Consider the following 25,545-nt stretch of genomic DNA (forward strand, 5'->3'; position numbering starts at 1 on the left):
TGTTCGTGACGTGCCCCCGTCACTTTCATTCATAGGTCTCCCAACGGATCTCTATCTGACCATCCTCTGTGAACTTAAATGGAAGCCAGATGTACCGAGAATCGCGCAGATTGTCCGGTTTCCAACGGTCGGCCATAAACACAAACGAACCCGGCCTCTCCTCTAAGGCAAGTACAAACGTGCTCTGAGTGTAGAACGTTTTTTCCGCATCTGGCCCCACGCACGGATTCCCCAATGTACGCCACGGACCCAGCATAGAATCGGCTACAGCCCACTGTGCTTCATTCGATTTCCACCCCGTGCATCCCGAGGTAATCATATAGTACTTCGACTCATACTTGAAAACTGCAGGAGCTTCGCGATATTGTCCCTCAAAGATTCGACAGTAGACTCCGGTTAAGGACCTATAGTCATCAGACAATTCCGCGACATGCATCGTGGCGTTCCCCTCTGATGAGTAGATCAAATAGGATTTGCCGTCATCGTCCTGAAAAACCGTCATGTCTCGGCTCTCAGCGCCATTTGGGCGGATGCTTCCGACATACTGATATGGCCCATCCGGCGCCTGGCTAAACGCGAACCCCACCCGTGCGTATTTGTAATCGGGAGAGTCAATGTGCATAATCATCACAAACTCACCGGATCGATGATTATAAATCACTTTGGGACGCTCAACCACTTGAGTGAAATAAAGGTCATGGTCCTGATTGTCGTACACCGTTGGCAAAACGACTCCCTCGTCCTGCCAGTGAGTTAAGTCGGTCGAAGAATAGCAAGATACACCGAGCACCTTTGCCTCCTTCCTACTCACATCCCGATTCTCGCCGAACCAGTAATAGCGTCCTCCGTGTAGCAGAACTCCGCCACCATGGGCCTGAATCATTTCGCCTTTGGAATCCAACCATGGCTCACCTGGTTCTAACAGGTGGATAAAACCTGTGCTCATGAACTCGTCCTCCTGTTCAATACCCGCTGTCTATCGCACCGTGTCTCGTGACACGCCCTTCAACTAGGTCGCCTTATTCCTTAATGGATCCAACTAATACACCTTTAAGGAAGTATTTTTGAGCGAATGGATACATGACGATTACTGGTATCGCCGCAACCACCATGGCTGCCAGCTCCACGGTCTGTGAGGAAACCAACCCCTGACCCTGAACCTTCGCCAAAATTTCCGCCACAGCAGGATTCAAATTACTCGACAACTGCTGTGAAGCACTCGTAGTCTGGATGAGTTTTAAGACTAAATACTGAAGAGTCTGGAGATTTGACGACTGAGTGAAATAAAGCGTGGTCGTATAGTCGTTCCACACTCCCACTGCGGTGAATACGGAAAGTGCGGCCAATACAGGTTTAGACAACGGCAGCACCATTTGAAAGAAAATTCTAAACTCACTGGCGCCGTCCATTTTGGCCGATTCAAACAGAGAGTCGGGTATCGACTTGTAATTGGCGTTTAGAATAATGACACTCCAAAATCCACCAAACAGAGACGGCAAGATGTACACTAGGTAATTGTCGTACAAATGCAGCCAGTTAAACAGCATGAACGTCGGGATAAGTCCTCCCCCAAAATACATGCTGATGAAGCCGATGGTTGTGTAAAGCTTCTTCGCCTTTAAATACCTACGAGAATAGGCGTATGCGAACATCGCAGTATAGGTGATGGATACAACCGTTACAATGACCGTTCGCGACAATGTGACCCATAGTGCTTGTAATAGACCCGGATCATTCAGCACCTCCCGGTAACTGGCAAATGTGAACACGCGAGGCCACAAAAATACGGGCCCAGTAGACAGATCCTGCGCACTGTCCAAAGAACCGATGATGGCGTACCAAAACGGATACAAGGTTAGAAACATCAAAATGCACATGAATAGAATATTGGTGCAATTAAAGATTCGCTCTCCAACGGACTTACCCTTAACCATGCTGACACCTCCTAGAACAGACCAGAGTCTGTCAATTTCTTTGACGCAAAGTTGGCTCCAACCAAAAGAATGAGCGCTATCACTGACTTCATTAACCCAATAGCCGTCGCGGCAGCAAATTGGAACTGTTGGAGTCCTATCTGGTACACGTACGTGTCTATGACCTGGCTTGTCGGCATGTTTAAAGCATTTTGCAACACATAAATCTGATTGAAATTGTTGTTTAACATGCCACTCACAGCAAAAATCATCATAATCATGACGGTTGGTAGGATGCCGGGAATGGTCACATACCATATGCGCTTAAATCGACCGGCACCATCTATCGCGGCGGCTTCATACAGCGTTTGATCAACACCAGCAATGGCAGCCAAATATAAAATTGCTCCCCAGCCGATATCTTTCAGCAGGCCCGTAATCACAGCTATACCCCAGAAATACTTTGGATTCCCTAAAAATTCGATCGGTTTTTTGATCAAATGTAAGTGCAGTAACAAAGCATTAACGACGCCGGAATTAGGGTCCAGCAAACTGATAATTAATCCACCGTAAATAACCCAAGACAGAAAGTGTGGCAGATAAGTGATGGTCTGAATAAGCGATTTGAACTTCGAATTGATGATCTCGTTAAGCATCAGAGCAAAAATAATGGTCACCGGAAATCCAACCACGAAGCCTACTAGGTTGATACCAAGTGTATTTCGGATCATCGGCCAAAATTGATAATTATGGAAAACCCACAAAAAATTTTGAAATTTGTTCCACTCACTGGTAAATATCCCCGGAATGCCGGTCGTTGGGTCATAGTTTTTGAACGCCATAAGCAGTCCGAAAAGGGGAATGAAGCTGAAGACAATGATGGAAATAATCGCTGGCCAAATCATCACTTGCAATTCTGATTGGGTGCGAAAGTCGTGTCCTAGCACGAATCTCTTTTGTTTAAGGGGAGTTGCCGGAACACCCTGGACTACCTCCACTTCCTGAGCCACGCTACATACCTCCATTGCCAAATAACCTGCTAGTCATGTGCGTTCGCTTAATCATCCGGTCGTCATCGTATGCATGTAGTTTAATCGACTAGGAACGCACATGAGAAACAGGTGACACGCCTACTATTTGATCTCAGTTCCTACGGATTAATTCCCTTGATGTCTTCGCCAAAGGCTTTTTCTTGTTTATGAAACTCTGCATTGATGGTGTTGTCGATCTGATCGATCCCCATCTTGTGCAATTGGCTAACGGTTTGTTGGTATATTTGGTTTTCGTCGGTGGAGTTTGGGGCAAAGATCATCTTTGCCACCTGGGTCGATTCATATGTGTTGATCTGTTGTTCATCGTTATACAATGTGCTACTGGCAGGTATTGTAGAAGCTGGCATTTGCAACGCCGTGCTATCGTAGCGATAGGTAAGAGATGATGATGGGTATGCGCTCTTAAATTGGTCTATCATCAGATCAGACTTGTCTGTTGGTGGAAGCGCCGCATGTGCACCCCACGCGGAGTTATAGAAAGCCCAAAATCCACCCAGCCCAGTCGTTTCCCAATAGTTGCTTGGTAATTTCTTGCTTGCAGCGGTCGGAGTTACAAGACCCTTACTGTTGATTGTGTAGTCCGTCCCTTTAATCCCGTAGTTGATCAACAACTGTCCGCTTGACCCGTACATGAAAGCTAGCCATTTCGCTATTGCTGCAGGATCTGGAGCCGCCTTGGATACATAGGTTTGCGTCCAACCCAAACCATACGTTTGATTTCCATACGTCGGCTTGTAATTGGTTTCAGACAGAAGCGGACCGGGAGATATCCAAGTTTCGGTCGGGTCAGTTTGCCACATGGTCTCCGGATGAGGGTTGGCCGTATTGCCTATGAAACAAAACACGCGGCCAGATCTTACAGCATTGTTTGTTCCATTGGTATCAAGCGTCAGTTCGCTTTGGTCCAAAGCACCTTCTTGAGCGGCTTGGAAGTAAAAATCTATCGCTTGTTTTGTTTCCGGAGCGAGCATCAAGTCTCGATAGTTCCCCTGTTTGTCAATAGGCATTGCACCGAACATTTGTGCCAAAGATTCAACTGAGGAACCCAACCAGGCGGAACTGTTATCCACTTGAAGAGGTATCACTGGAGCGCCCTTGTATGTCAGATGCATACTGGCAATCTTATTGAGCGCCGCAAGTACTCCGGACTCAGTCTTTAGTTGAGACAGGGTTATCCCTGCCTGTTTCATAATGTGTTGATTAAATATGATGGCGTTGTTATTGGAATACTGCGTGGCCTTGTTGGTCACTGCAGGAGGATACAATTTTGTCAAACCCGGTGTAGATGCGTAACTAGGTACAGCATAAAAGCCACCTAACTGTTGATCTTCGAGCTTGACTAGATCTGCCGGAAAAATGGTCTTTAGAGCCGACGGGTCGTATTCCTTAAATAGATCTTCGAGGTTCCAAACTTTACCCGATGCGATTAACTGCTGCTCGGCTGCTCCATCCTGTAACGAGATAACGTCTGGCAGTTTTCCGGATACCATCATCAAATTCAGTTTCGTATCGGCATCTTGAGCAGGTACGTTAAAGTCAAACTTTAATCCAGTCTTCTGCGTAATCTGGCCTTCTACTGTGTTGGGATTCGAATTCCATGGACTCATTGTCCACCAGTTGATGTCACTGAACCAGGTTAGTGTTTCAGGACCAGGCGACTGTGTTTTCGAACTATTCTGAATATCATTAGAAGAACAACCTGTAAGAATAGAACTTGCTGACACGGCCAACACCGTTAATACAGCCCACTTCCTCGGCATTTTAGACAAATTATTTCACCTCTGGTTTGATGGTAGAAAGCCCTTTCAATCAGGTTCTATGTTCTCGACAAACCATTTCTATACGTTTCGCAGCACCACCCTTTAGTTCGATCCAAAATAAGTGAGTTCGACGATAAATCGAAGATAAACTTTGTTTCTGGGTTAGTCAATACAATTTTCGGAATAATAAATTGATTTATTTCTGAAATACGTATTAAATATAGATCGAGATATAACTGACCAGGCGATATCGATGTATACTTTGGTCCAAAACATGTGTTTTGTAGTCGAGAAGTAACTTCATGCCGATTCTCATGATGTTGAGTCCTGAATTCGTCTTATCGCACGTATGGCAATACACCTGTAATAAGTGTAATAACCTGGAGGGGTACAATGGCCACGATAAGAGACATTGCAAGAATGACTGGTGTTTCGGCATCAACGATTTCTCGTGTTTTAAATGAACACCCCGAAGGGTTGTCAATTCCCGAGGATATTCGACAGTTGATTTTTCAGACAGCTGAAGAATTAAATTACGTCAAAGCGACCGGAAAGCGTCGAAGGGTTGGAAAAAACAAGATTGGTCGGATTGCAGTCCTTGGATGGGGGACTCAAGAACGAGATTTAGAAATTCCATACTATGCTCTCATCAGGCGAGGAATTAACGCCGAGTGCAGAGCATTGGGCTTAGACAGTTCATCCGTCGTATTCGAGTGGTCAGATCTTATTCGGACGTATTCGTCCCTCCTTCAATACGATGGGGTAATTGTCATTGGACAAATTGAGGGACCGGCGGAATACTTTAAAGATAAAGGTCAACGTGTTGTATTCATTGACCATTGCCCGGATGCACTTCGATTCAATTCAGTGATCCCAGATTTAGCCCATGGTACCACACAGGCATTGTCACATCTGCTGTCAATCGGATACACCAACATTGGGTATCTTGGTGGAGAAAACGAAGGCCCCCTGTCCTTGCCTCGGTACAAGTCATTCAAGAAACTTTTGGGCAGTAAGGGACTGTATAACGAAGATTTCGTTCATTTGGCTGGTGACTGGACTGCCAAAACCGGTTATGCTATGGCACAAAATTGCGTGAGACAAGGCAGAGTGGCAGAGGCTTATTTTGTTGCAAATGATCCGATGGCGGTAGGCGCTCTAAACGCATTTCTGGACGCGGGGCTTCGCATTCCTGAAGACGTCGCGATTGTTGGGTTTGATGATATTGAAATGGCTTCCTACGTCAGGCCCTCGTTAACGACAGTACGCCTTCCCGCAGAAATTTTGGGACGATATGGTGTCGATTTGCTTGTTAATGGGTTGAGTGACAATTCAATTCCTGTTTCAGTTTCAGTTCCGACCGAATTGGTGATTCGCGACAGCTGCGGAATGAAGTTAAAGAATATGGACATCTCATAGGCTCAAAAGTGGCCTATCACAAGCATAACGGGCTGGTTCACAGCTACACTCGTAAAATAAGTTTTTCATAAAGTGACATCTCCTCCGATTGTGGAAATTCACACTGAATTATGTGTGCATTTTTTCTGAAAAACTCTATCGGCAATGCATGCGTAAATGCAATTTTAACGGATCCCGACGCCGTGAAATGTATCGTATATTCGGTGTATGAGAAACAAGTGGATCGAAACTTTGTCGACGGTGGCGAAACAAAGGTATTCGGACAAGCCTCCATTGCTCGCCATCGTTTACTGGTTTTATTAGTGCACAGGCATTCCAGGCTCCATAAAATCTTCAAAGCACCCCATAACAAAGGACCAAATGCTGATCATCGTTCATAATCTCATCGAACAAACCTATTCAGCACAGAAATCCACCGATTACGAGAATAACTCTTCATACAAAACACTTCTTCCTATTGGTTCTATAACGCCTCTGAGTGCTGATATTGGACTAGGCATTTAGAACGTTTATAAAATTGCGAAAAATGAATATCATTTTAAATGGGCTATGACGTCGCCCCCTAGAAGAGATGTTTGGAAAGCAACTGTTGCAATTCAAGTTTTGGCAAACATTTTCAAATGATCTCTATCACAATAGAGGGGATAACATGTAGACGAGCGCAAAGGAGACGACGATCATGCAGTATCGACTTCTTGGAAAAACGGGTTTAAAGGTCAGTGAGTTGTGTCTTGGATCCATGACGTTTGGCAGAGAAACGAGTGAGGAAGACAGTTTCCGTATACTCGATCACTTTGTGGAAAACGGCGGAAACTTCATCGACACCGCTGATGTCTATTCGCGCGGAATCTCGGAACAAATCGTCGGGCGATGGTTAACAGATAAAAATCGTGATGATTATGTGATCGCTACGAAAGTTCGTTTCGCCATGGGAGACGGGCAGAACGATGTTGGCTTGAGCAGAAAGCACATCATTGCTGGCGTAGAAGCCAGCCTGCGGCGACTTGGCACAGATTACATCGACTTGTACCAGGTCCATGCGTGGGATCCCCTCACGCCGCTAGAAGAAACCCTAAGTACACTCAATGACTTAGTTCGGCGCGGTCTGGTTCGCTATATTGGCGCAAGCAACTTTCGCGCATGGCAACTTCAAAAAGCGATCCACACAAGCCGCAGCAATGGCTGGGAAGCATTCTCCTGCCTTCAACCACAGTACAACTTGTTGTGCCGCGCCACAGAATACGAACTCTTGTCCTTGTGCAAACACGAAGGATTGGGTGTCATTCCGTGGAGTCCACTGCGTGGCGGTTGGCTAAGTGGAAAGTTTCATCGCGGTATGTCAAATCCGCCTGAAGATACCCGTATTGCAGTCGCTGAAAAGCACGGCTGGGGAGAATCATGGAGCAAGTACAACAATGAGTACACCTGGCAAGTCATCGATGCCCTGTTTGAAGTAGCAAAACAAGTTGAAAAAACACCTGCGCAGACAGCAATCAACTGGCTGTTACAGCGCCAAGCCGTGACTGCACCCATCATTGGCGCCCGCACACTTGCACAACTTGAAAATAATTTGGGTGCGTCTGGTTGGGCCTTAAGTCCGGAACAAGTGGTGACATTGGACCGTGCTAGTGCACTGCCTGTCACGTACCCATATGACGAGGCTGCAGAACAACAACAACGTAACGGACGACAATGACACGAAGCAAGCTAAAAGGAGGATGTTATCTTGGAACAACGTCGATCGCTTAGACTTGCTCCGTCGAATCATTGGTCGACTGTCTGACTAGCAAGTGTTACGCGGAATGAACAAGGGGGCTTATGCCTTAATGGTATAGGCTCCTGTTTGTCCCACACCCCTGATAAGCAGTGAGATATTTATGTGACCATCGTGCTATTGCGCTAAACTGCCTCTTAAGCGTCAGAGGCACCAACGATTCAGGACGTATAATCATACAAGAGAACAATCCGAAGCTTTAGATTTGGCCCAGATAGATGATGAATGGGTACTTCGAGGGGTTCACAAGTGAGTAATATCTGAAAACTGGGCCAACCTGTACCGACCCTCAGTGTAGTCGATCTGCGTTACTGAACACTCTGAAACTAGTTGGCTATAAACCTCATCCAAATCGAGGATGCTGGAGTAGTGCAATAACACCTGATCCTCAGTTGCTGTATGTTCATGCGGTTTGAAGCAACAGAGCTAATGGGATTTATGCGCCCGTTGATATGAACGACACCGTCAAGCCCCGTGTCGTGATGGGGTTGAAAGTCCGGACCGAAGGCAAGGTTCGTCGACAGTTGGCACACTGATATCCGTGGGTTGGTTACCACATTTCGTACCTCCGTCATGGGGCTTCCTCGGACTAGCTTCGTGCGTCAGGTTCTGGACCTTGCACAAACGGGGACGAGGTTTCCCCGTACCGGATTCCTGTGCCTTCAGTCCCGACCTTCAACCCTAATTAGAATTATTCTTTACTACAGTTCTTTTCCAAAACTTATACTGCAGTCGATGTCTCCATCTGTCGCTCTGCCTCACATGCGATGGCCCATATAAATCCCAACAATTCTCTTACCACTGAAGTGACGGCTACATTGTGATGCTTACCTCGTGATATCATCTTCACATACTTTCGATGAAGCCTGTCCTGTGCTCGCCAAGCAATGTCCTGAATCTTGGGACTCTGTCCCTCTTGCCGCTTACGAATCTTTCCTTTAATAGCGGATCTGTATCGGTAACACCATGCTGCCTCTCCTAGAACCCGTCTGAGATGTGAATTCCCAGACTTCGTGATTCTCCCTTGCTTTCGAGATACCCCGCTCGAATACTCGGATGGTACCAGTCCGGCATATGCCATTTTGGATTCCGGAAACGACGAAACTCCCCAACCTCAGCGACCAAAGAGGTTGCGATGACCTCTGCAACACCCTTCAGTGTTTGCAAAGCCTGAATCACTGGAGCTCTCTCGCTTTCCGTTGCCTCCAAATGTATAGCTGCCTCAAGACGTTTGAGACGTCCCACAATCTCGTCTAAGTGATGCAAATACTCCTGGTACACCACTTCTTCTCGACGATCCGTCCATTTTAGACCGTCCAACCACCGACGATACATAGCCCCCAAGCACTAAGCTTAGTTTCAGGACGCCGATTGTGTCTGAGTAGGAACTTGGATAGCCGATGCCTTGCCCGTGTACGGTCTCCCACCGCATCTTCCCGTGCCCGCACTAAATCCCGTAATGACTCGTTTTCCTCATTCGGGACAAAGACTGCAACCAATTCACCAGCACGGAACAACTGTGCCAATCTCAACGCATCTCGCTTGTCTGTCTTCACTCGGTCTCCTTGGCGAACTGGAATGAGGGATGGTGCGACAACGGTACACGGCATGTCCATTGCGCGCAGTAGTCGATACAGTCCATAGCCTGTCGGCCCAGCTTCGTAGCAAAACTCCAGTTCTACACCATCTGCAGTGGTGCTAGGTTGTAATAGTGGACACAACGAATCGGGAATGTAAGAATAAGGCGATTCGAGGTGAGCCACATGACACAGAAGTACGACAAGGAATTCAAACTTCATGCAGTGCAATTGGCTTTGGAGAGTGGGAAAACGACGAGCCAAGTAGCTCGGGAGCTAGGCGTATCACAAAAGACGTTGTATGGCTGGATGTCGAAATATAAGGAGGATCCGTCCGCCCCGTTTGTTGGGAGTGGGAACCTCAGGTCAGAAGCTCAGACAATTCGTGACTTAGAGCGAGAGCTACGCGATCTTCGAGAGGAGAATGCAATCCTAAAAAAGCTATGTGCATCTTCACCAACGACCGGAAGTAAGGTATAAATTCATCCACAGACACCGCTCCAAATTTTCGGTTGAGAAGATGTGCAAAGTGTTGGGTGTATCTCGGAGCGGGTATTATGCCTGGCGTGAACGACCTGAGAGTAAGCGAGCCAAACGTCGGAAGCGAATAACGAAGCGGATTCATCAGATATTCGTGAAATCCCGTCGTCTTTATGGCAGTCCTAAAATCACGCAGATCCTGCGCCAGGAAGGCGAGCGTGTGGCGCAGAAGACCGTGGCCAAAATCATGCGAGAGAATCAACTGAGGAGCCGTACCGTTCGCAAGTACAAGGCGACCACGTATTCGAACCACGATTATCCGGTACAGGAGAATGTACTGAATCAAACGTTTGTAGCAGAGCGACCCAACCAGGTGTACATGGCAGACATCACCTACATCCCAACGGACGAAGGATGGGTCTACCTGGCTAGCCTAATGGACCTTTATAGCCGTAAGATTGTGGGCTGGCGTGCGGGAGCACGGATGACGAAAGAGCTGTGCATCAGGGCACTGGAGCAGGCATACGAACGCCAAGACCCAACAGAAACCGTGCTGCATCATTCGGATCGTGGGAGCCAATATGCCTCTCATGACTATCAGGACAAGCTGCGAGAATACAAGATGGTCGGTAGCATGAGTCGCAAAGGTAACTATTTTGATAATGCGTGCATCGAGTCGTTTCACAGCATTATCAAGCGAGAGCTCGTCTATCTGGAAAAGTTCAAAACGAGGGAACAGGCAATCCGGCGGATCTTCGAATACATCGAGGTCTGGTATAACCGGGAACGAGTTCACTCATCAATCGGTTTTCTAACACCGGTTGAATTCGAAAGAAGATATTTCCACGCTATAAGAGCTGCAGCAAGCTGAACGATAACAGGCATCATATCAGAATATTAAAACTTATAATTTCTCTGTTTTGGGGTGTCCATTCTATTGACTTAATACCAGCAGACAGTCTATGTACTAGACTCCTTACAGCTTCCACCGTATGAGGGAACATTCCGATATATCTCGGTTCTCCACGGCCTTCGTCTGCTACCGCAACTGCGATATTTTCCTTAGATACATCCAAACCTACAAACTTTGTGATAGTCTTCATAGTATCGGCTCCCTTCGTATGTGGCTCTGCACTGTTCTCCTAACTTCAGTGTAAACCACGATGTGCGAAACGGAGCCGGTGTCGTTCATTATGACTAACGCAATAAGCAAAGTACAACAGTCTAATGTGCTCCCACCCTAATACACCGCTCAGATGTATCCAAGAATTGTACTACTCACCATGTTCATTCGCCTTTCCTTGTTACTTCTCCAGAACATACCATAGCAGCATCTCTGACTGAGGGGAGGGCGAATCCATGTACGATGGCGCATTTGGTGGATACACACGTTGGGCAGTAGTGTTCTTGATCATCTTTGTGCTGTTCATCCTGCTTGTACCTTACGGCGGCGGTTATGGTGTCGGCGCATCATGCGGTGCTGGCGGCGGGTACTAATGCTTCATACTGCAGGCGGTGGTCTGTGGATATTAATCAATGATCAGCCACTACGTGATTGGAGGTGTTTCGTGCAATGAATTGCCCACCGATCATGTGTCCACCTCGGTACTGTGTTCGGAATTGCTATGTTCCGCGTGTTGTTCCCTATGTGCATCCGATTGTGACATCAACAGACGCGTGATTGTGAACGTGCCTCAACATTACTATGTACCGATAACTAGGAACGTGGTTGTAGATCCAGGATGTCCAGGCGGTAGATGTTATTGAACTGAGCTCACGTTGGGCGAGAGATCATGGGAAGGGCATCGGTATTATACGGTGCCCTCGTTTTTTGTGCTTGTCTGTTCAATAGTCGTGTAGAAATAATCCGCAGCGTCTCTCCATTTTAACCCTCGTAACAAGCACGCATTCTACATCAGCGTAATTCTTTACATCGAATAAATACTGTATGTCTCCAACACTTGCACCCGTTTCGTGTAACTGTTTGATGTTAATCCTTCTGTCGCCCGTTCGTTTAAGAATAATCAGTACCTTTGTCTTACCATCGGTTGGTCCAAGCTCACCCATGCCAACGGCAATAAGAAAGAACCCTTATGTCGCTTAACTGCCCAAAAGCGACATTACTGGTGTCGTCGCAAAACTGTATGTTTATGCAAGATCCACGAGTGGCTGTAAGTACTTATTCCACCACAAAATCCGAAGACCCAATTTTCATTACTGATATCCATAAGTGCAATTTCTAAATTGACTTCATTTTTCAATCTCTCGGATAATACGAGATCCTGTAGCCATCCCAATGCAAATGCTACGCTTCCAACGCCAATCAAAGAAACCTTCAACTTTTTCATGTTTTATTTTCCTCCTGTTGATTTTTTAAGCGCTACATATCCGGCCCCAATAAGACCTGCATCGTCTCCAAATCTAGAGATTAAAATTTTCACTTTGTCTTTTAAGTTCAGAAGGACTCTATTTTTAGCACTTTCCTCTATCCGTTGTATCAGCCATTGATTATTTTGAATGACGGATCCTCCAAGAACAATCACATCAGGATCAAGGCTATGGAATAGTGAAGCGATGCCTCTAGAAAAATAGTCGATCCATTGTTCAATGACTTCTACAGCTAGCACGTCTCCCTCTTGCTGTTTCTCAAACAAGAGCTTTGCATTGGCATCATGTCCAAACAACGACTTACTTACCTTTTCAAGAGCGGCTCCAATACAAAGTGACTCCAAGCTTCCTTCAATATCTACTGAGAGATGTGTTTTTGAGTCGGAAATGATTATGCTACCAACTTCACCTGCGTACCCGTGTGCTCCGTGATAAATTTCGTTATTCAAAATTACTCCGCTGCCTATGCCGGTGCTAACCGTGATGTACATCGAATTCGCATATTCTTTTGACGCACCAAATGCTGACTCGAGAATAGCAACTACATTTACGTCATTTTCGAGATAAACCCCGTATCCCGGAAAATAATCCGGAATGTCCCTCACTCCAAAACCCTCTAAGTAAGAAATATTGGTTGCATCGTATAATCGCTCCGTACCACCCCGCCACGGAATCGGCAAAGCAATTCCAATTTTATTCGCTGATTCTCTTTCATTCACTTTCTCGATCATTTCCAATAAGTATCTGAAGAGTTCGTCGATGCTGTTAAAATCATCTGTCAGGGCGGTTTCCTTTCGAATTAGATTGAGGCGATCATCTATTAGTCCAACTCGAATATTCGTCCCCCCAATATCTATTCCGATTACACTTTCCATTTCTACTAGCCCCTTAACTCGATAGCACTTCTAAATATTTTGCGGCGTCTTTATCTAAGAAAAAGTCAATATGATCATGACCAAGTAATTCTTGTGCCGGTAACCGATATTCTGAATTTGAAAACACTTTGCGAGCAATATCTGCTTTACGCTCCCCAGTCATAACCACAATTACCCTCTTACTTCTAATAACTTGGTTTAAGCCAATTGTAATTCCCTTCTCTAACACTGTCGGCTGAAGAAAATATTTTTGAGCCACCTCTTTCGTATTCTTGGATAAATCAACCACACTACTGTGATCCAGCACAGCTCCCCCTGGTTCATTTAAACCAATATGTCCGTTCATACCGACACCCATTAAACTAAAGGTGATAGGATTACTCTGAATGAAGCTATCTACTTTTCTACATTCTTCTTTCAAGTCAGTTGCGTTCCCATCAAAGAACTCTATTTGTTCATCATCTAATGGAATGAGTGAGAACAAATCTTGATGTAGCATCTGATAGCAACTTCCCTCTGAAGTTCTATCAATACCCACCCATTCATCTAAACTGACAACTTTAAGTAGTTTGATTCGCGATTGTTTGTTTTCCATCTCTTTGGAAAATCTTTTATAACTCTTTTTTGGCGTACTACCAGAGGCCAAACAAAAAACCGGATTTTCATCGTTTTGTATATGCCATTGCATTTCTTTAGCAATTTCGTTAGCAACTTCATCTTCGTTACTAAAAATTTTAATCATTGGCATCACCTCTTCTATTTAAATTGAAATTACCCATTAGAATTGACGCTGAAGTGTCAATTTCGCAAACACTAAGAGCCTAGACTCACTTGCATCACTGGCCAAAATATTTGCCACCGCGTCAGGACATTACCCATCATCCATAAAGGTCGTCAAACTAACTGGAATTACGAGCTTATCGAAATAAAGTCTATCGTAGCGCTTGGAAAGACGCCCTAGTGAAGTGGGTGGTGGCTGACAACTGGGTGGCAAAACATAGTAACGGCTCCCTTCGTATGTGGCTCTGCACTGCTCTCTCAAGTCTCAGTGTAATCCACGATGTGCGAAACGGAGCTGGTGTCGTTCATTATGACTAATGAAATAAGGACTCATGCTAGTCCGTCGCATAAGCCCATTCAAAAAAGCAGGCAAGTAAAATTCGGTTCGTCAACGTTATCTTGCCACGGAGTACACAAACACTTCCTTGCCCCACTTTGTTATTGTCTCTTCTATATGCATTCCATTACGCTCAGCAACTCTCGCAGATGCTGTATTATTGACATCTATAAAGGAATACATCTTGTGGAGACCCATGCTCTGAAATCCGTATTCTTTACAAGCTTTTGCCGATTCCGTTGCGTAACCCTTTCCCCACTCTTGTCTCACGAACAGATATGCGATCTCCATTACGCTAACACCATCGCATGCTTGCGGAATAATCCCACATTGACCAAGAAATTGTCCCGTCGATTTATCCTCTACAATCCAAAAACCCACGCCTAACTTCTCATAATTACTTAAGGTTCGATTAATCCAGCCCAAGGTTTCCTCTTCATTCATGGTTGAGGGATAGTATCTCATTGCTTCTGGGTCTGAAAAAATTCCCATCAGATTCTGAACATCATCCGTGGTCATTTTCCGCAAATTTAATCTTTCTGTGGTGATGACAATAGTGTCCATGTATTTGCCTCCCGACCAAGACATTGTATCTATGGCTTCCACAGAAATGACTCAAAACCTCTAAACGTCGTGTAGCACCACATGCTGATCCCCATACACCGGAGGGTTCTTCCGCGCTGTACTTCCAAGCTCTTCACGCGTTCCATGGTCTTCGCCACACAAGACAAGGCTCGACTCCCTCTTGTCCCTTTCGGGTCCTTTATGACGATGCGGCAGGATTCACTTCATGTTACAGCCTGCAGTTTTGCTTCACCCTCCAAGGGCATTCCCTGGGAATAGGACTCTAAACTGTTAAACGAACGCCAGTATTGAACCAACGTTACACCTCTCCATCTCATGAAATACTCGGTGTAGAGAAATCCTAAATTAGGCTCCTCATACAGCTCTCGCAACATTGGACCCATCGCATTAAGAGCTGGAATCCATTTGGAGAACGCCCAAAACCGATTGATTCTTAGCCCTCCAAGACAACTTCCGATGGTAGAATACAAAGAACTAAGGGGGCTTGAGACCTTGATACCGACTTTCAAACAACAGCTTATCCCACGCATGGAGAACAATTTTTTTGCATACATGTCCTATTACGCTCGCCGACTTCCTGGCATGCGAGTAATCGATCAAGAAAATATACTTATCGTAGATTCATCTTTCTCCTCTGATACGTTCAACTATATTTGTCGAGCACGTTTCGATGCTGATGTAAATCGTAAGATTAATTTAGCCGTAGGTTACTTCAAATCAATAAACTTACCCTACGCTTGGTGGGTCACCCCCCACTCACAGCCCCATGATCTTGGGACGTATTTAGAACGCTGTGGTCTTCAACAAACCGAACAAGACCTCGGTATGATCGCCGATTTATCTAAACTTCCTGTACTGAAAACACCTGAAGGACTAGAGGTCAGGCGTGTAAATTCCATTGAGCGCTTGCACGATTTTGCATTCGTAGTTTCATCTGTTTTCGATCCGCCAGATCCAGTTGTTCGTTTATTTTACGAAAATGTATCAAGTGTTGTTTTAACAGAACACTGTCCTATGCGGTTGTTCGTCGCTTACTTTGACGAGAAACCTGTCTCAACGAGTGCTCTGTTCATGGATGTTGAGATGGCAGGTATCTATTCAGTGGCTACCCTTCAAACCTTCAGAAGACGTGGATTCGGTACATCGGTTACCTTGTCAGCATTACAGGCTGCCCGCCATGAAGGACTCGAATTTGCGGCATTACAAGCTTCTGAGGATGGAAAACACATATACGAAATTCTGGGCTTCGAAAACTGTTGCGACTTTTACGTTTATCAGTAATAACGCCGTGTTGTGTCTGGGACTAAACTCTCTCAATGATTTAAGATTTCCCCAGTATTTTAGCGGGTTTTCTCGGACCGTTCAACCAGACGGTATAGGCGAAATACCGCGATTCCATGGGCTTTTCAGCCTTTAGGGTACATTGAAACAAGGGCTGCGCGCTTTTTAACAAATTTTTGGTCGCGCTTTTGGATCACATCTACCTTCGCGGCCTACCCTCTCATGTCTCACGGGGTCCATTTCTGGCCCTTGTCATTCCATCGTTCCGCCTACCGAAGGGTGGAGGCCAGCTGTGCTGCCCGCCAGGGTCGTTGCCCTCTTGTTATGTGTTGTGCCAGCTGCTCCGCGCTTCGTTTGTCTGAGCGTGCAAGAAAAGGACTGCTTTACTGATGAACATATCATTTCCACACATTAAAAGGGCCATAAGATGCAAATTGCAGCACTTAAAGAAATACAAACGCGGCGCTTATACCGCGTTTGTATTAAGGTAGTTTCTTCATCATTACGATTGGTCCGCTAGCCAATCCGGCCAGATTCATCGAGGCAGTCAACGCTAGCTGTTTTTAAATTTTTCGCCCTCTACGTTAAGCGACGACTCACCGCATCGTTATCCGCGTTTCGCTACGCATGTTTCACTAGATTTTCGGCCGTGCGGAAGGCCAAGGCAAGAATAGTCAAAACCGGGTTAACGCCGCCATTTGTCACGTGCACGGAGCCGTCGCTCACCCAGAGATTATCATATCCATGCACACGACCGAAGGGGTCGGTAACTGATGTCGAAGGGTCAGTACCCATGCGCAGTGTTCCCGCCTGATGCTGCCCAGCACTAAGCCCACCACCTGGCCGGGTACGCCAAACCCGACGTGCTCCGGCAGCCGAGAGCCATGTCTCCGCTTGCTCGGATAGCATGGCCGCCGCTCGAAGAGACTCCGGATGGACATCTCCTGAGAGTTGAGCCACGGGGATACCGAAGCGATCCTTCACTGTAGGCGATAGCTGCACTCTTGACTCGGCGGTCGGGATCTCTTGGATAGGTCCTTGTACATGACTAGTACGCAAGTAAGTCTCGCGCATCGTTTCTTTGCCGGCGCTCCCCCATCGCGCCGCATCCGGCGGAAGGGCTCGATACCAGTGAATGACCGGCAACCGGGTGAATTCGTTCGCAAGCATCCCACCCCCGACAATGCCGTCTCCGTTACCATGGGCAAAGCGACAGGTGGCAATGCTCACCCCTGGTCCAAGGCCCTCTTGAATCGGCTCATCGAAAAGGGCATAGGCACCTGCATAGACATGACCCTGCAGGTTCCTCCCCACTTGTCCGTAGCGATTGCCTATCCCATGTGGTTCAGCATCGCTTGCCGAATTAAGCAGTAGTCGCGCACTTTCGATGGCCCCGGCCGCAACCACCACATGTCCTGCCCGCACTTGTGTGCGTTGTACCGAGCCCGCCACTGACTGTACAAGCCGAACCCCAGTGGCGTGCCTACTACCCTCGGTATCGATGCGTTCCACCATGGTATCTGTTACCAGGTCGCAGTTGCCCGTAGCCATGGCCCGCACGAGCATCGTGTTGTGTCCGCCATTCTTGCTATTGGTCGGACAAGCAAATCCGACACACTGGCCGCACCGCCCACAGGCCGGTCGACCGTCACGTTCGACCGAGTTGATGAGGAGAGGAACTGGCCCCACGGTCCACCCCAAATTCACGGCTGCCCGAGCCAAGCGTTCTCCTTCCAGCGTCTGTGGCAACGCTGGCATTGGATAAGGGTGTCGTCGCTTTCCACGTCCAGGGTGGGCAGCACTATCACCAGAGACGCCAACCTCCAACTCCGCCCGCTCGTAATAAGGTTCGAGATCATCGTAGCCAATCGGCCAGTCGCTAAGCGAACTCCTGTCCGGAATCCCATAACGAGTTGCCATCCGAAAATCATCCGGATGAAATCGCCATGCCTGTGCTCCGTAAACCCGTGTTCCTCCTCCCACCGTCATCGCATTATTGTGATAATCTCCTTCAAAGGGTGAAGTAGTCCGCTCACTGCCATCGGACAAGAGAATCGTTCGAGGATTTCCCTCCAATCCCGGGCCCGTGTTGTGCCCGTATTTGCTAAAACGGTGGTTGCGCAGATGATCGTTGCCAACCTGACTGTATCGAAGCCAGCTTCCGCGTTCAACGACAAGAACCCGAAGTCCCGCTTCGGCCAACACCGCTGCCGCTACTGAGCCCCCTGCCCCAGCTCCCACGACGACCACATCATACTGGTCTCGAAGTTGGTTGAAGGTCTTTTGCGATAGATCGATTTCTAGGATCGGCTCATGGATTTCGGAGACGGGCCCCGGGCGAAATCCAATCATTTCCCATGACTTACCCTCACGGTTTCCACCAGACTCAGGATTTCCATAGTAGCCTTCGATCACCAAGCTCAAAAGGGTAATGAAAAAATGTTTAGCCGAAACGGGCCAGTCACCAACACGATCATGCTCAAGATCATGTAACAGTGCATCTTGGTCTTCTGATGAAAGTTCAGAAAATGATCTCCCATGGAGAGCTAGTGCGTCTGCATCTAGTGCGCGAAGTCCCGGTTCAATCAAGTCTATCCAGGTTTTGATATCCTCGCCGACGCGACATTCCAGGTATGCCAGGACTCCCCCATCAGTCGCCGATGGCCAGGCATCTTCCGGAATCAATCTGTTAGCGACCGCCTCCAAGATAGAGCACACCTTGATTGAAAAATGCTGCTGACCCTTAGTCATGTACGTTCACCACCCAATGATTTTTGCCACAATTCATAATTACTCACCCTCACCACCACATGCCTGCTAGCTGCGAGGCGGCTTGGTCCCTACCTCGGTCGGACTTTCACCGACAAGTTGTGCCTAGCTTAGCTAGGCGCACTCTTGAACTAACGACAGAACTATTATTTCACCAAAGCTCCCGTGGGTCTAAGTTGTTTTCCAGCCCGAACATGTACATGTAAGTGCTTAGATGATTGGTATTCACCCATGTAGGTTTCGACACCACAAGCTCCGTATTCTGCATTAACTTGGGTTGCAACTTTCTGAACTACGCAAAGTAATTCAGTTAAAATGTCCTTGTCCTGTTCATCTAACTCAATCAGAGAAGGAATGTGTTTCTTTGGTATCACTACGATATGGGCTTCAAATGATGGTCTTGTATGATGAAATGCAAGTACCCTTTCGGTTTCTATGACCTTTTTCACTGGGAGCTGTCCGTTCAAGATTTCATCGCAATAAATATCGTTCGACATACAACGCCTCCTTGTTCTGACTCTTCGCTAATTTTAGCTTAACTTCCAATATATATGGGTGAATTGCTATATAAAACCTTTGGGACGTCTTGCAGGTTGGGACGTTCATTTTTATTTGGACTGTTTTATAGACGCGAGACGTCGATCAAAAATGCTTGATGGACTCCCGTAGTTGAGAATAATCCGCTTTTATATTGGGAAAATATTCTTGGAGGTGAACAGGGTGAGAGTACGTAAGCCGAAGCTCTTAAAAGCGATTAAGGAATTGGAGCGTACCGACACACTGTCTCCAAGTATCCAAAATGAGTTGCTGGATGCAGATGTATTCATGAATGAACGGGTCTTGAGAGAGCTATTCCAAAACTGTTCGGATGTTGTATTCCGTCCGATTATCGTCCATGGCGAAATTAAAATGCTGCTGGTTTATGTGGACGGTTTAGTCGATACAAAAGTACTGGACCAAGTCGTTTTAAAACCGATGATGTTCGAAGGTATGCCTGATGGATTGGAAAATGTCGCATCGGTTGCCCAAATCGTTCAAGAGCAATTGATTGCCCTCGCTCAGATCAAAACAGTCCATAAGGTTAGCGAAGTCGTGGGGGGTGTATTGAAATCGAACCTCGCCATTCTCACGGATGGGGATGGTGCAGCTTTACTTGCTGATCTAAAGGGGTTCGAGAAGCGCAGCGTGGAAGAACCGGTTGCGGAAATTTCGCTGCGTGGTCCGCGAGATGGGTTTACAGAAACGCTTCGGGTTAACACAACATTGGTACGCAGAAGAATTCGGAGTCCAAAACTAAAAATGGAATCCCTAACGGTGGGTAATCTTTCTCAAACGGACGTCGTCATTGCTTACATTGAAGGAATTGTGCAAACTTCGGTTTTGGATGAAGTTCGCAAAAGGGTTCAGCGAATTCAAATGGATTCAGTGTTAGAGTCCGGTTACATTGAGGAGTTTATCGAAGATCAGCCCTTTTCTCCCTTTCCGACAGTTCAACATACCGAACGCCCTGATGTGGTTTGTGCTTCTATTTTGGAAGGAAAAGTCGCGATTTTCGTGGACAACACGCCGTTTGTTTTAATCGTTCCGTTTACATTCTGGTCAGGGTTGCAAGCAGCGGAGGATTACTATGAACGCTCTGTCTATACGACCTTTGTTCGTTTCCTACGGTTGATCCTATTAAACGTAGCCTTGTTTTTTCCTTCTCTATTTGTTGCTGCGACAACCTTTCATCCTCAGTTGATTCCTACGAGCCTGTTGATCAGCATTGCCGCAGCCCGCGAAGGAGTTCCGTTTCCTGCCGTCATTGAAGCATTACTCATGGAATTCATGTTTGAAGGTTTGCGGGAAGCGGGTATTCGACTCCCAAGAGCCGTTGGATCTGCTGTCAGTATCGTAGGAGCGCTGGTGATTGGACAAGCGGCCGTACAAGCAGGGATTATCTCAGCACCAATTGTGATTGTTGTCGCGACCACGGGTATCGCGTCGTTTGCCATTCCCCGATATAACCTCGGCATTGCCTATCGGATGCTCCGTTTTCCGCTGTTGTTAATGGCGGGCACGATGGGCTTATACGGGATTGCCTTTGCAACTCTTATTATCTTCATCCATCTCGTGAATTTGCGTTCGTTTGGTATTCCTTATCTTACGCCAGTTGCACCGCAGATTCCGGGAAACTTAAAGGATGTATTCTGGAGAGCGCCAAGGTGGAGTATGACCCATCGCCCCGCTTTGATATCCGGTGGATATAAAAAGCGGGTTCCAGAAGGTCAAAAACCGAGTCCGAACAGCGGGAAGAACGACAGATGAAGCGACAACGTACATTGGGTTTCATATTGACTATGTCTTTAGTGTTCGCGACGGGTTGTTGGGATGGCACGGAATTGAACGATCTCGCCATAGTGTCAGGATTTGGGATGGATATAAAAGATGATGGGACATATCTATTAAGCGCCCAAATTGTAATTCCAGGGAAAACACAAAGTAGCCAGCAGGGCGGAGGGGGCGGGGATAACAATGCTTATTTTACAAAAACAGCGACAGGGAAAGATGTATTAGATGCGTCTCAAAATATCCAGTCCAAGCTTTCAAGAAAGGTTTTTCCAGGTCATCGGGAGGACATATTTATTGGCGAAGAATTGGCGAAACACGGTGTCTCTAAGGTTATGGACGAATATAGCCGAAATCCCGATGTAAGACTTCGCGAAGATGTGTTCGTTGTTAAAGGAGGAACCGCAGAAGACGTACTTAAAGTCCCTCAACCCTTAGAAAAGGTCCCAGCAATGGCGGCATTAAAATTACATCAACAAATTGCCGGTTTAGGGGATGTTGCGATGGCTGAATTTTTGATGGATGCCTCGACGGAAGGCAACAGCCCATCCCTCCCAGTCATGGAGATAATTAGTTCCCCCCAGACAGACCAAGGACAAGGATCTGCAACGAATGAAACGAATTTCGCTTATGCAGGAAGAGCTGTTTTTAACAAAGACCTAAAATTAGTTGGATACCTTGATACGGGTGAAGCAAAATACGCATTTTGGGTAAAAGGGGAATTAAAGTTTTTAACCATTACGGGCATCATTCCTCAAGGGGGCGGTACGGTCAGTCTTGATTTAACAAAGCTCGGAAGACATATTCAACCGTTGTTAATACAAGGAAACCGAATTAAATTTTATGTGACGTTGACAGGACAAGGGATGATTCGAGAAAACAACACAAATCTAGACCTTGCTGAAACCAAAAACCTTGATTTAATCGAGAATGAGTTCGACAAAAAATATGAACAAGAGGTCCAACAAGTCATTACAAAGGTGCAACAAGAATACAAGGCGGACATTTTCGGATTTGGTGAAGCCATCCATCGGAAATACCCATCTCAATGGAGATCTCTAAAGAAGAATTGGGAAGCGGAATTTTCACAGGCGGACGTGATTGTCAAAGTAAACCTAAATGTGAAAAGCGTTGGACTCACTGGACCCTCATTGCAACTGAAAGAAAATCAAATCAAAAAGTAAGGGGGAAAGTTTAATGGTCAATCCCATGAAAATCTCAAGTGTACAGATCTTCTGGTTGATGATATCGATGGAAATCGGTATGACCGTTCTCCTGACGATAACACCAGCCATTCGTGCTGCGAAGCAGGATGCATGGATTTCCATGCTGATTGCCGCGGTTGCGGGCATACTGATCACTTTTATCGCGACGAAGCTGAGCCTTCTTTATCCCAATCAAACCTTGATTCAATTTAGCCAGACCATTCTAGGCAAATGGTTGGGAAAAGCTATTGTTGTTCCGTATTTTGTCATGTGGTATTCAGTAATGGGCATCATTTTGCGCCAGTCCTCCGATTTCATACAAATAGTGTTATTTCGTAAAACGCCATTATGGGCTGTCGTTTTACTCGCGCTGATTTTAATGATTTATGCAACATATCAAGGTGGAATAGAGGGAATCGGTCGATGCAGCGAGCTTTTGGGACCTTTTATCGTCTTGATGATAACGGCTGTATTGGTATTATGTTATCATAATATGCACTGGACTCGGATACTTCCCGTTTATCAGGATTCAGGGTGGTTCACCATATTCAAGGGAGCGGTCTCTCCCATCTCCTTTTTGGGTGAATCGGTGATGATGACCATGTTGGTTGCGTTTATGTCGAAACCGAAGGACGGGCTTTCTCGCGCCATGTGGGGCGTTGGACTGTCTTGCCTATTGTTGCTGCTCTCAACCCTTGCTGCCATTCTAACCTTCGGTAATTTAGCTTCAAGGATGTGGTATCCATTCTTTGATATGGCTCGATACGTCTCAGTCATGGACTTTATACAAAATATTGACGCCGTGGTCGTGATCGTTTGGCTTCTCAGTGTCTTTATTAAATTGTCGTTATACATGTTTATTGCGAGCTACGGAACCGCGCAGTGGCTCGGAATGAAAGACTGGCGAAAGCCAATTTGGTTTATTTCACCGATTGTGTTTGTTCTAGCCCTCCTGCCCGCAAATATCGATGTGGCGTCCATGGACTACCCGACAAAATTTTGGATTCCTTATATACTCCCGATAAACATCGTTGGTATTCCAGTTCTATTATGGACTGTTGGTTCCATCCGTAAAAAATGGGCAAAATAACTCTTTCCAGCTTCGACACCGAGTATCAAAAGAGATGGGAATGCGTTGGCTATCAAGATATTAATGTGTGCCGTCACGATCTGTTGTGTGCTCTATATCAACGTATTGTGTAATCGGATGTTATTCAGGGGTTTTCAAAAGGCATTCGGTGGAAAAATTGAAAACGACACTCGCAAAGAAAGAATGTTCATTACATTGAGTACCTTACTAGATGTGATTTCCCTAATGATGTTAGTCCATTTCAAAGAATCCGAGCACGCCGCTGATCCGAATGGACAGTCAACCTTGCCCAATGCGTGCGGACACCGAAACTTGAGTCGGTCACCGTCGGCGCTCCAGTAAACCATGTCATAGCCCATGGAGCAACGAGGTGTGCCGGTCGTTGACATCCCTTCTGGTGGTTCCTTCTCACCACGTTTGTTCAATGCAATGATTGCCTGCGCACCGTAGTTTCGAGCTGCCACATAGTTCTTCATCTGGTCGTAACCTGCGTCCATCATGACAAACTTGAATTTCCAGCCGAGGTCTTCGGCCACATGTGCCATGAGGGAAATTGCCATTTCACCGTGATATACATTCGCTGGCGTGACCTCCAGAGATACTGGCAGTTCGCTCTGTGTGTCGACTGCGAGATGAATCTTGTACCCGAACCAGGTGAGTTTATTGCCAAACGTATCGAACTTGGTACCCCAATTCCTGGCTACGTATTATGGCTGCGTACGGATGGAGGACTAAAGCGGAGAAGAACAATTCCAAACGCTCACTGGGCTCGATTTCTAACCATGACTCATAGGAAAACAGAGACTTTTTGAGAACATACAAGCGACTTCCCCCCTTTGTTGTTATGTAAAAGTTTGGTCGCTTGTACTTTCAACAATTTGGGGTGAAGTCCTTGTTTGTGCTCATTGATCCCTTGCCTTACAAGGGCTCAGAAATCTGCAAAACCCTCACTTAACAGAACTTCGGAGTATTTCTCTAAAATATTCCGCTACCTTTGATAACCGCCGATTCTTAATCCATACGATCGCCGTGTCCGATTTTATTAACGGACTTATTTCAGCATACGACATTGTTCCCTTTGGCCTTAAAGCAATCGCTGATTTTGGTACAACGGCTATCCCTACACCAGAGTCAACCAATGTCAGCAGTGTAGCAACGTCTGGGCTTTCGCAAATTATCCTAGGATTAAATTCGAAGTTCTGGCATGTTTCCAGAAATCCATGAAATCCACCCTTTCCTCCCTGTCCGTGAACCATCATTAATGGATGGTCTTGAAGCTCTTTTATTGAAATACTTGGACCACTAAAAACGCTCCAGTTGGGTGGTTGTACCGCGACGAGTGGTTCAGTACTCAAAGGGACCATTTCTAGGTTGTGTGACTCTAAGGGAAGTCCTGTTATCCCCAGCTCAATTACTCTGGCCTGTAGGAGCTCTTCGACTTGATTGGATTCACCTTCCCAAATTTGGAATGTGACGTTTGGATATATCTCTTGTGAAGTGGTGATGGCTTTTGGTAGGTATGACACGCATGACATCACTGTACCGATAGACAACTTGCCTCGAACACCCATTCCTTGTTCTCGTACTTCCGTTACCATACCCTCAACAGAATTCAATATTTCCTTTGCACGGTGGTATAGTGTCCAGCCAGGTTGAGTCAGTTCGATAATTTTGTTGTTTCGTTCAATGAGCGTAACCCCGATTTCTTGTTCTAACGCCTTCAGTTGTAAGCTTAATGGCGGTTGGGCCATGTGTAGTCGCTTTGCGGCACTTGTGATTTACCCTTCTTCAACGATTGTTACGAAGTATAGAAGCTTTTTAAGGTCCATGGACAACCCCTCGCAATTTAAAAAACATATGACGCGGATTTATTATATATATTTTACGTATACTTCGGCCAGTGCTAGAGTGATTAATGTGCCTACGAGAAAT

At 46.3% G+C, this 25,545-nt stretch carries 23 protein-coding genes and 2 pseudogenes; 8 read left to right on the top strand and 17 right to left on the bottom strand.

Features of this window, described 5'->3' with window-relative positions:
- Nucleotides 1-25: 25 nt before the first annotated feature.
- From NZD89_RS16805 to NZD89_RS16820, 4 genes are all read right to left on the bottom strand, one after another.
- Nucleotides 26-946 carry a glycoside hydrolase family 43 protein gene (locus NZD89_RS16805; protein WP_268003946.1) on the bottom strand — a complete coding sequence of 307 codons (921 nt, stop codon included), beginning with the start codon at nucleotides 944-946 and terminating at the stop codon, nucleotides 26-28.
- A 73-nt stretch (nucleotides 947-1,019) separates the two neighbouring features.
- The gene (locus NZD89_RS16810; protein WP_268003947.1) at nucleotides 1,020-1,934 is read right to left on the bottom strand and encodes a carbohydrate ABC transporter permease; all 915 of its coding nucleotides are present in this window, start codon (nucleotides 1,932-1,934) and stop codon (nucleotides 1,020-1,022) included.
- An 11-nt stretch (nucleotides 1,935-1,945) separates the two neighbouring features.
- Nucleotides 1,946-2,923 (bottom strand): ABC transporter permease, encoded by a 978-nt coding sequence (locus NZD89_RS16815; RefSeq protein WP_268003948.1) that lies wholly within the window; start codon nucleotides 2,921-2,923, stop codon nucleotides 1,946-1,948.
- A gap of 140 nt (nucleotides 2,924-3,063) precedes the next feature.
- The gene (locus tag NZD89_RS16820; RefSeq protein ID WP_268003949.1) at nucleotides 3,064-4,734 is read right to left on the bottom strand and encodes a type 2 periplasmic-binding domain-containing protein; all 1,671 of its coding nucleotides are present in this window, start codon (nucleotides 4,732-4,734) and stop codon (nucleotides 3,064-3,066) included.
- A gap of 384 nt (nucleotides 4,735-5,118) precedes the next feature.
- Between NZD89_RS16820 and NZD89_RS16825 the strand changes: the two genes are divergently transcribed.
- Together NZD89_RS16825 and NZD89_RS16830 are read left to right on the top strand one after the other, a co-directional pair.
- A complete protein-coding gene (locus tag NZD89_RS16825) occupies nucleotides 5,119-6,144 on the top strand; it encodes a LacI family DNA-binding transcriptional regulator (protein WP_268003950.1) in 1,026 nt (341 codons plus the stop codon).
- Between the two features lie 679 nt (nucleotides 6,145-6,823).
- Nucleotides 6,824-7,840 carry an aldo/keto reductase gene (locus NZD89_RS16830; protein ID WP_268003951.1) on the top strand — a complete coding sequence of 339 codons (1,017 nt, stop codon included), beginning with the start codon at nucleotides 6,824-6,826 and terminating at the stop codon, nucleotides 7,838-7,840.
- 799 nt (nucleotides 7,841-8,639) lie between these two features.
- Here NZD89_RS16830 and NZD89_RS29725 read toward each other — a convergent pair.
- Nucleotides 8,640-9,253, bottom strand: a pseudogene (locus NZD89_RS29725) (transposase).
- Nucleotides 9,226-9,639 (bottom strand): IS110 family transposase, encoded by a 414-nt coding sequence (locus NZD89_RS16840; protein WP_268003953.1) that lies wholly within the window; start codon nucleotides 9,637-9,639, stop codon nucleotides 9,226-9,228. Before NZD89_RS16840 ends, NZD89_RS29725 begins: the two are co-directional and overlap by 28 nt.
- 42 nt (nucleotides 9,640-9,681) lie before the next feature.
- Between NZD89_RS16840 and NZD89_RS16845 the strand changes: the two genes are divergently transcribed.
- A protein-coding gene (locus NZD89_RS16845; protein ID WP_268003954.1) for an IS3 family transposase occupies nucleotides 9,682-10,846 on the top strand; the annotation gives its coding sequence in 2 pieces (ribosomal slippage) (nucleotides 9,682-9,938 and nucleotides 9,937-10,846; 1,167 coding nt in all).
- A 13-nt stretch (nucleotides 10,847-10,859) separates the two neighbouring features.
- Here the strand turns inward: NZD89_RS16845 and NZD89_RS16850 are convergent.
- A complete protein-coding gene (locus tag NZD89_RS16850) occupies nucleotides 10,860-11,078 on the bottom strand; it encodes a hypothetical protein (protein ID WP_268003955.1) in 219 nt (72 codons plus the stop codon).
- A gap of 256 nt (nucleotides 11,079-11,334) precedes the next feature.
- Here NZD89_RS16850 and NZD89_RS16855 point away from each other — a divergent pair, with 256 nt between their 5' ends.
- Nucleotides 11,335-11,472, top strand: a complete 138-nt coding sequence (locus tag NZD89_RS16855) for a hypothetical protein (RefSeq protein ID WP_268003956.1) — start codon at nucleotides 11,335-11,337, stop codon at nucleotides 11,470-11,472.
- A gap of 623 nt (nucleotides 11,473-12,095) precedes the next feature.
- On the opposite strand, the gene NZD89_RS16860 is transcribed toward NZD89_RS16855, so the two are convergent.
- From NZD89_RS16860 to NZD89_RS29730, 5 genes are all read right to left on the bottom strand, one after another.
- On the bottom strand, nucleotides 12,096-12,323 hold the full coding sequence (locus NZD89_RS16860; RefSeq protein ID WP_268003957.1) for a hypothetical protein: 228 nt from the start codon (nucleotides 12,321-12,323) through the stop codon (nucleotides 12,096-12,098).
- Between the two features lie 3 nt (nucleotides 12,324-12,326).
- On the bottom strand, nucleotides 12,327-13,238 hold the full coding sequence (locus NZD89_RS16865; protein WP_268003958.1) for an ROK family protein: 912 nt from the start codon (nucleotides 13,236-13,238) through the stop codon (nucleotides 12,327-12,329).
- A 13-nt stretch (nucleotides 13,239-13,251) separates the two neighbouring features.
- Nucleotides 13,252-13,980 carry a 6-phosphogluconolactonase gene (locus NZD89_RS16870; protein ID WP_268003959.1) on the bottom strand — a complete coding sequence of 243 codons (729 nt, stop codon included), beginning with the start codon at nucleotides 13,978-13,980 and terminating at the stop codon, nucleotides 13,252-13,254.
- Nucleotides 13,981-14,412: 432 nt separating this feature from the next.
- On the bottom strand, nucleotides 14,413-14,919 hold the full coding sequence (locus NZD89_RS16875) for a GNAT family N-acetyltransferase (protein WP_268003960.1): 507 nt from the start codon (nucleotides 14,917-14,919) through the stop codon (nucleotides 14,413-14,415).
- A 224-nt stretch (nucleotides 14,920-15,143) separates the two neighbouring features.
- The gene (locus NZD89_RS29730; protein ID WP_369125205.1) at nucleotides 15,144-15,494 is read right to left on the bottom strand and encodes a monooxygenase family protein; all 351 of its coding nucleotides are present in this window, start codon (nucleotides 15,492-15,494) and stop codon (nucleotides 15,144-15,146) included.
- Between NZD89_RS29730 and NZD89_RS16880 the strand changes: the two genes are divergently transcribed.
- Nucleotides 15,433-16,221 (top strand): GNAT family N-acetyltransferase, encoded by a 789-nt coding sequence (locus NZD89_RS16880; RefSeq protein WP_268003961.1) that lies wholly within the window; start codon nucleotides 15,433-15,435, stop codon nucleotides 16,219-16,221. The two genes, NZD89_RS29730 and NZD89_RS16880, sit on opposite strands and share 62 nt — an antisense overlap.
- Nucleotides 16,222-16,842: 621 nt before the next feature.
- Here the strand turns inward: NZD89_RS16880 and NZD89_RS16885 are convergent.
- The gene (locus tag NZD89_RS16885; RefSeq protein ID WP_268003962.1) at nucleotides 16,843-18,972 is read right to left on the bottom strand and encodes a GMC family oxidoreductase; all 2,130 of its coding nucleotides are present in this window, start codon (nucleotides 18,970-18,972) and stop codon (nucleotides 16,843-16,845) included.
- A gap of 164 nt (nucleotides 18,973-19,136) precedes the next feature.
- On the bottom strand, nucleotides 19,137-19,487 hold the full coding sequence (locus NZD89_RS16890) for an HIT family protein (RefSeq protein WP_268003963.1): 351 nt from the start codon (nucleotides 19,485-19,487) through the stop codon (nucleotides 19,137-19,139).
- A gap of 223 nt (nucleotides 19,488-19,710) precedes the next feature.
- On the opposite strand from NZD89_RS16890, the gene NZD89_RS16895 reads away from it, so the two are divergent.
- The 3 genes from NZD89_RS16895 to NZD89_RS16905 are packed head-to-tail and all read left to right on the top strand — an operon-like array spanning nucleotide 19,711 to nucleotide 23,613.
- A complete protein-coding gene (locus tag NZD89_RS16895) occupies nucleotides 19,711-21,297 on the top strand; it encodes a spore germination protein (protein WP_369125206.1) in 1,587 nt (528 codons plus the stop codon).
- A complete protein-coding gene (locus tag NZD89_RS16900) occupies nucleotides 21,294-22,502 on the top strand; it encodes a Ger(x)C family spore germination protein (RefSeq protein ID WP_268003964.1) in 1,209 nt (402 codons plus the stop codon). Before NZD89_RS16895 ends, NZD89_RS16900 begins: the two co-directional genes overlap by 4 nt.
- 13 nt (nucleotides 22,503-22,515) lie before the next feature.
- Nucleotides 22,516-23,613 carry a GerAB/ArcD/ProY family transporter gene (locus tag NZD89_RS16905; protein WP_268003965.1) on the top strand — a complete coding sequence of 366 codons (1,098 nt, stop codon included), beginning with the start codon at nucleotides 22,516-22,518 and terminating at the stop codon, nucleotides 23,611-23,613.
- A gap of 245 nt (nucleotides 23,614-23,858) precedes the next feature.
- Here NZD89_RS16905 and NZD89_RS16910 read toward each other — a convergent pair.
- The 3 genes and pseudogenes from NZD89_RS16910 to NZD89_RS16915 form a co-directional block, all read right to left on the bottom strand.
- A pseudogene (locus NZD89_RS16910) lies at nucleotides 23,859-24,308 on the bottom strand (transposase); the annotation flags it as partial.
- Nucleotides 24,274-24,435 (bottom strand): hypothetical protein, encoded by a 162-nt coding sequence (locus NZD89_RS30130; protein ID WP_326492856.1) that lies wholly within the window; start codon nucleotides 24,433-24,435, stop codon nucleotides 24,274-24,276. The gene NZD89_RS30130 and the pseudogene NZD89_RS16910, both read right to left, overlap by 35 nt.
- 125 nt (nucleotides 24,436-24,560) lie before the next feature.
- Nucleotides 24,561-25,391: a LysR family transcriptional regulator gene (locus NZD89_RS16915; protein WP_268008518.1), complete on the bottom strand. Its 831-nt coding sequence runs from the start codon at nucleotides 25,389-25,391 to the stop codon at nucleotides 24,561-24,563.
- Nucleotides 25,392-25,545: the final 154 nt, after the last annotated feature.

Origin of the sequence: Alicyclobacillus fastidiosus (assembly GCF_026651875.1) — a bacterium.
Lineage (GTDB): Bacteria > Bacillota > Bacilli > Alicyclobacillales > Alicyclobacillaceae > Alicyclobacillus > Alicyclobacillus fastidiosus.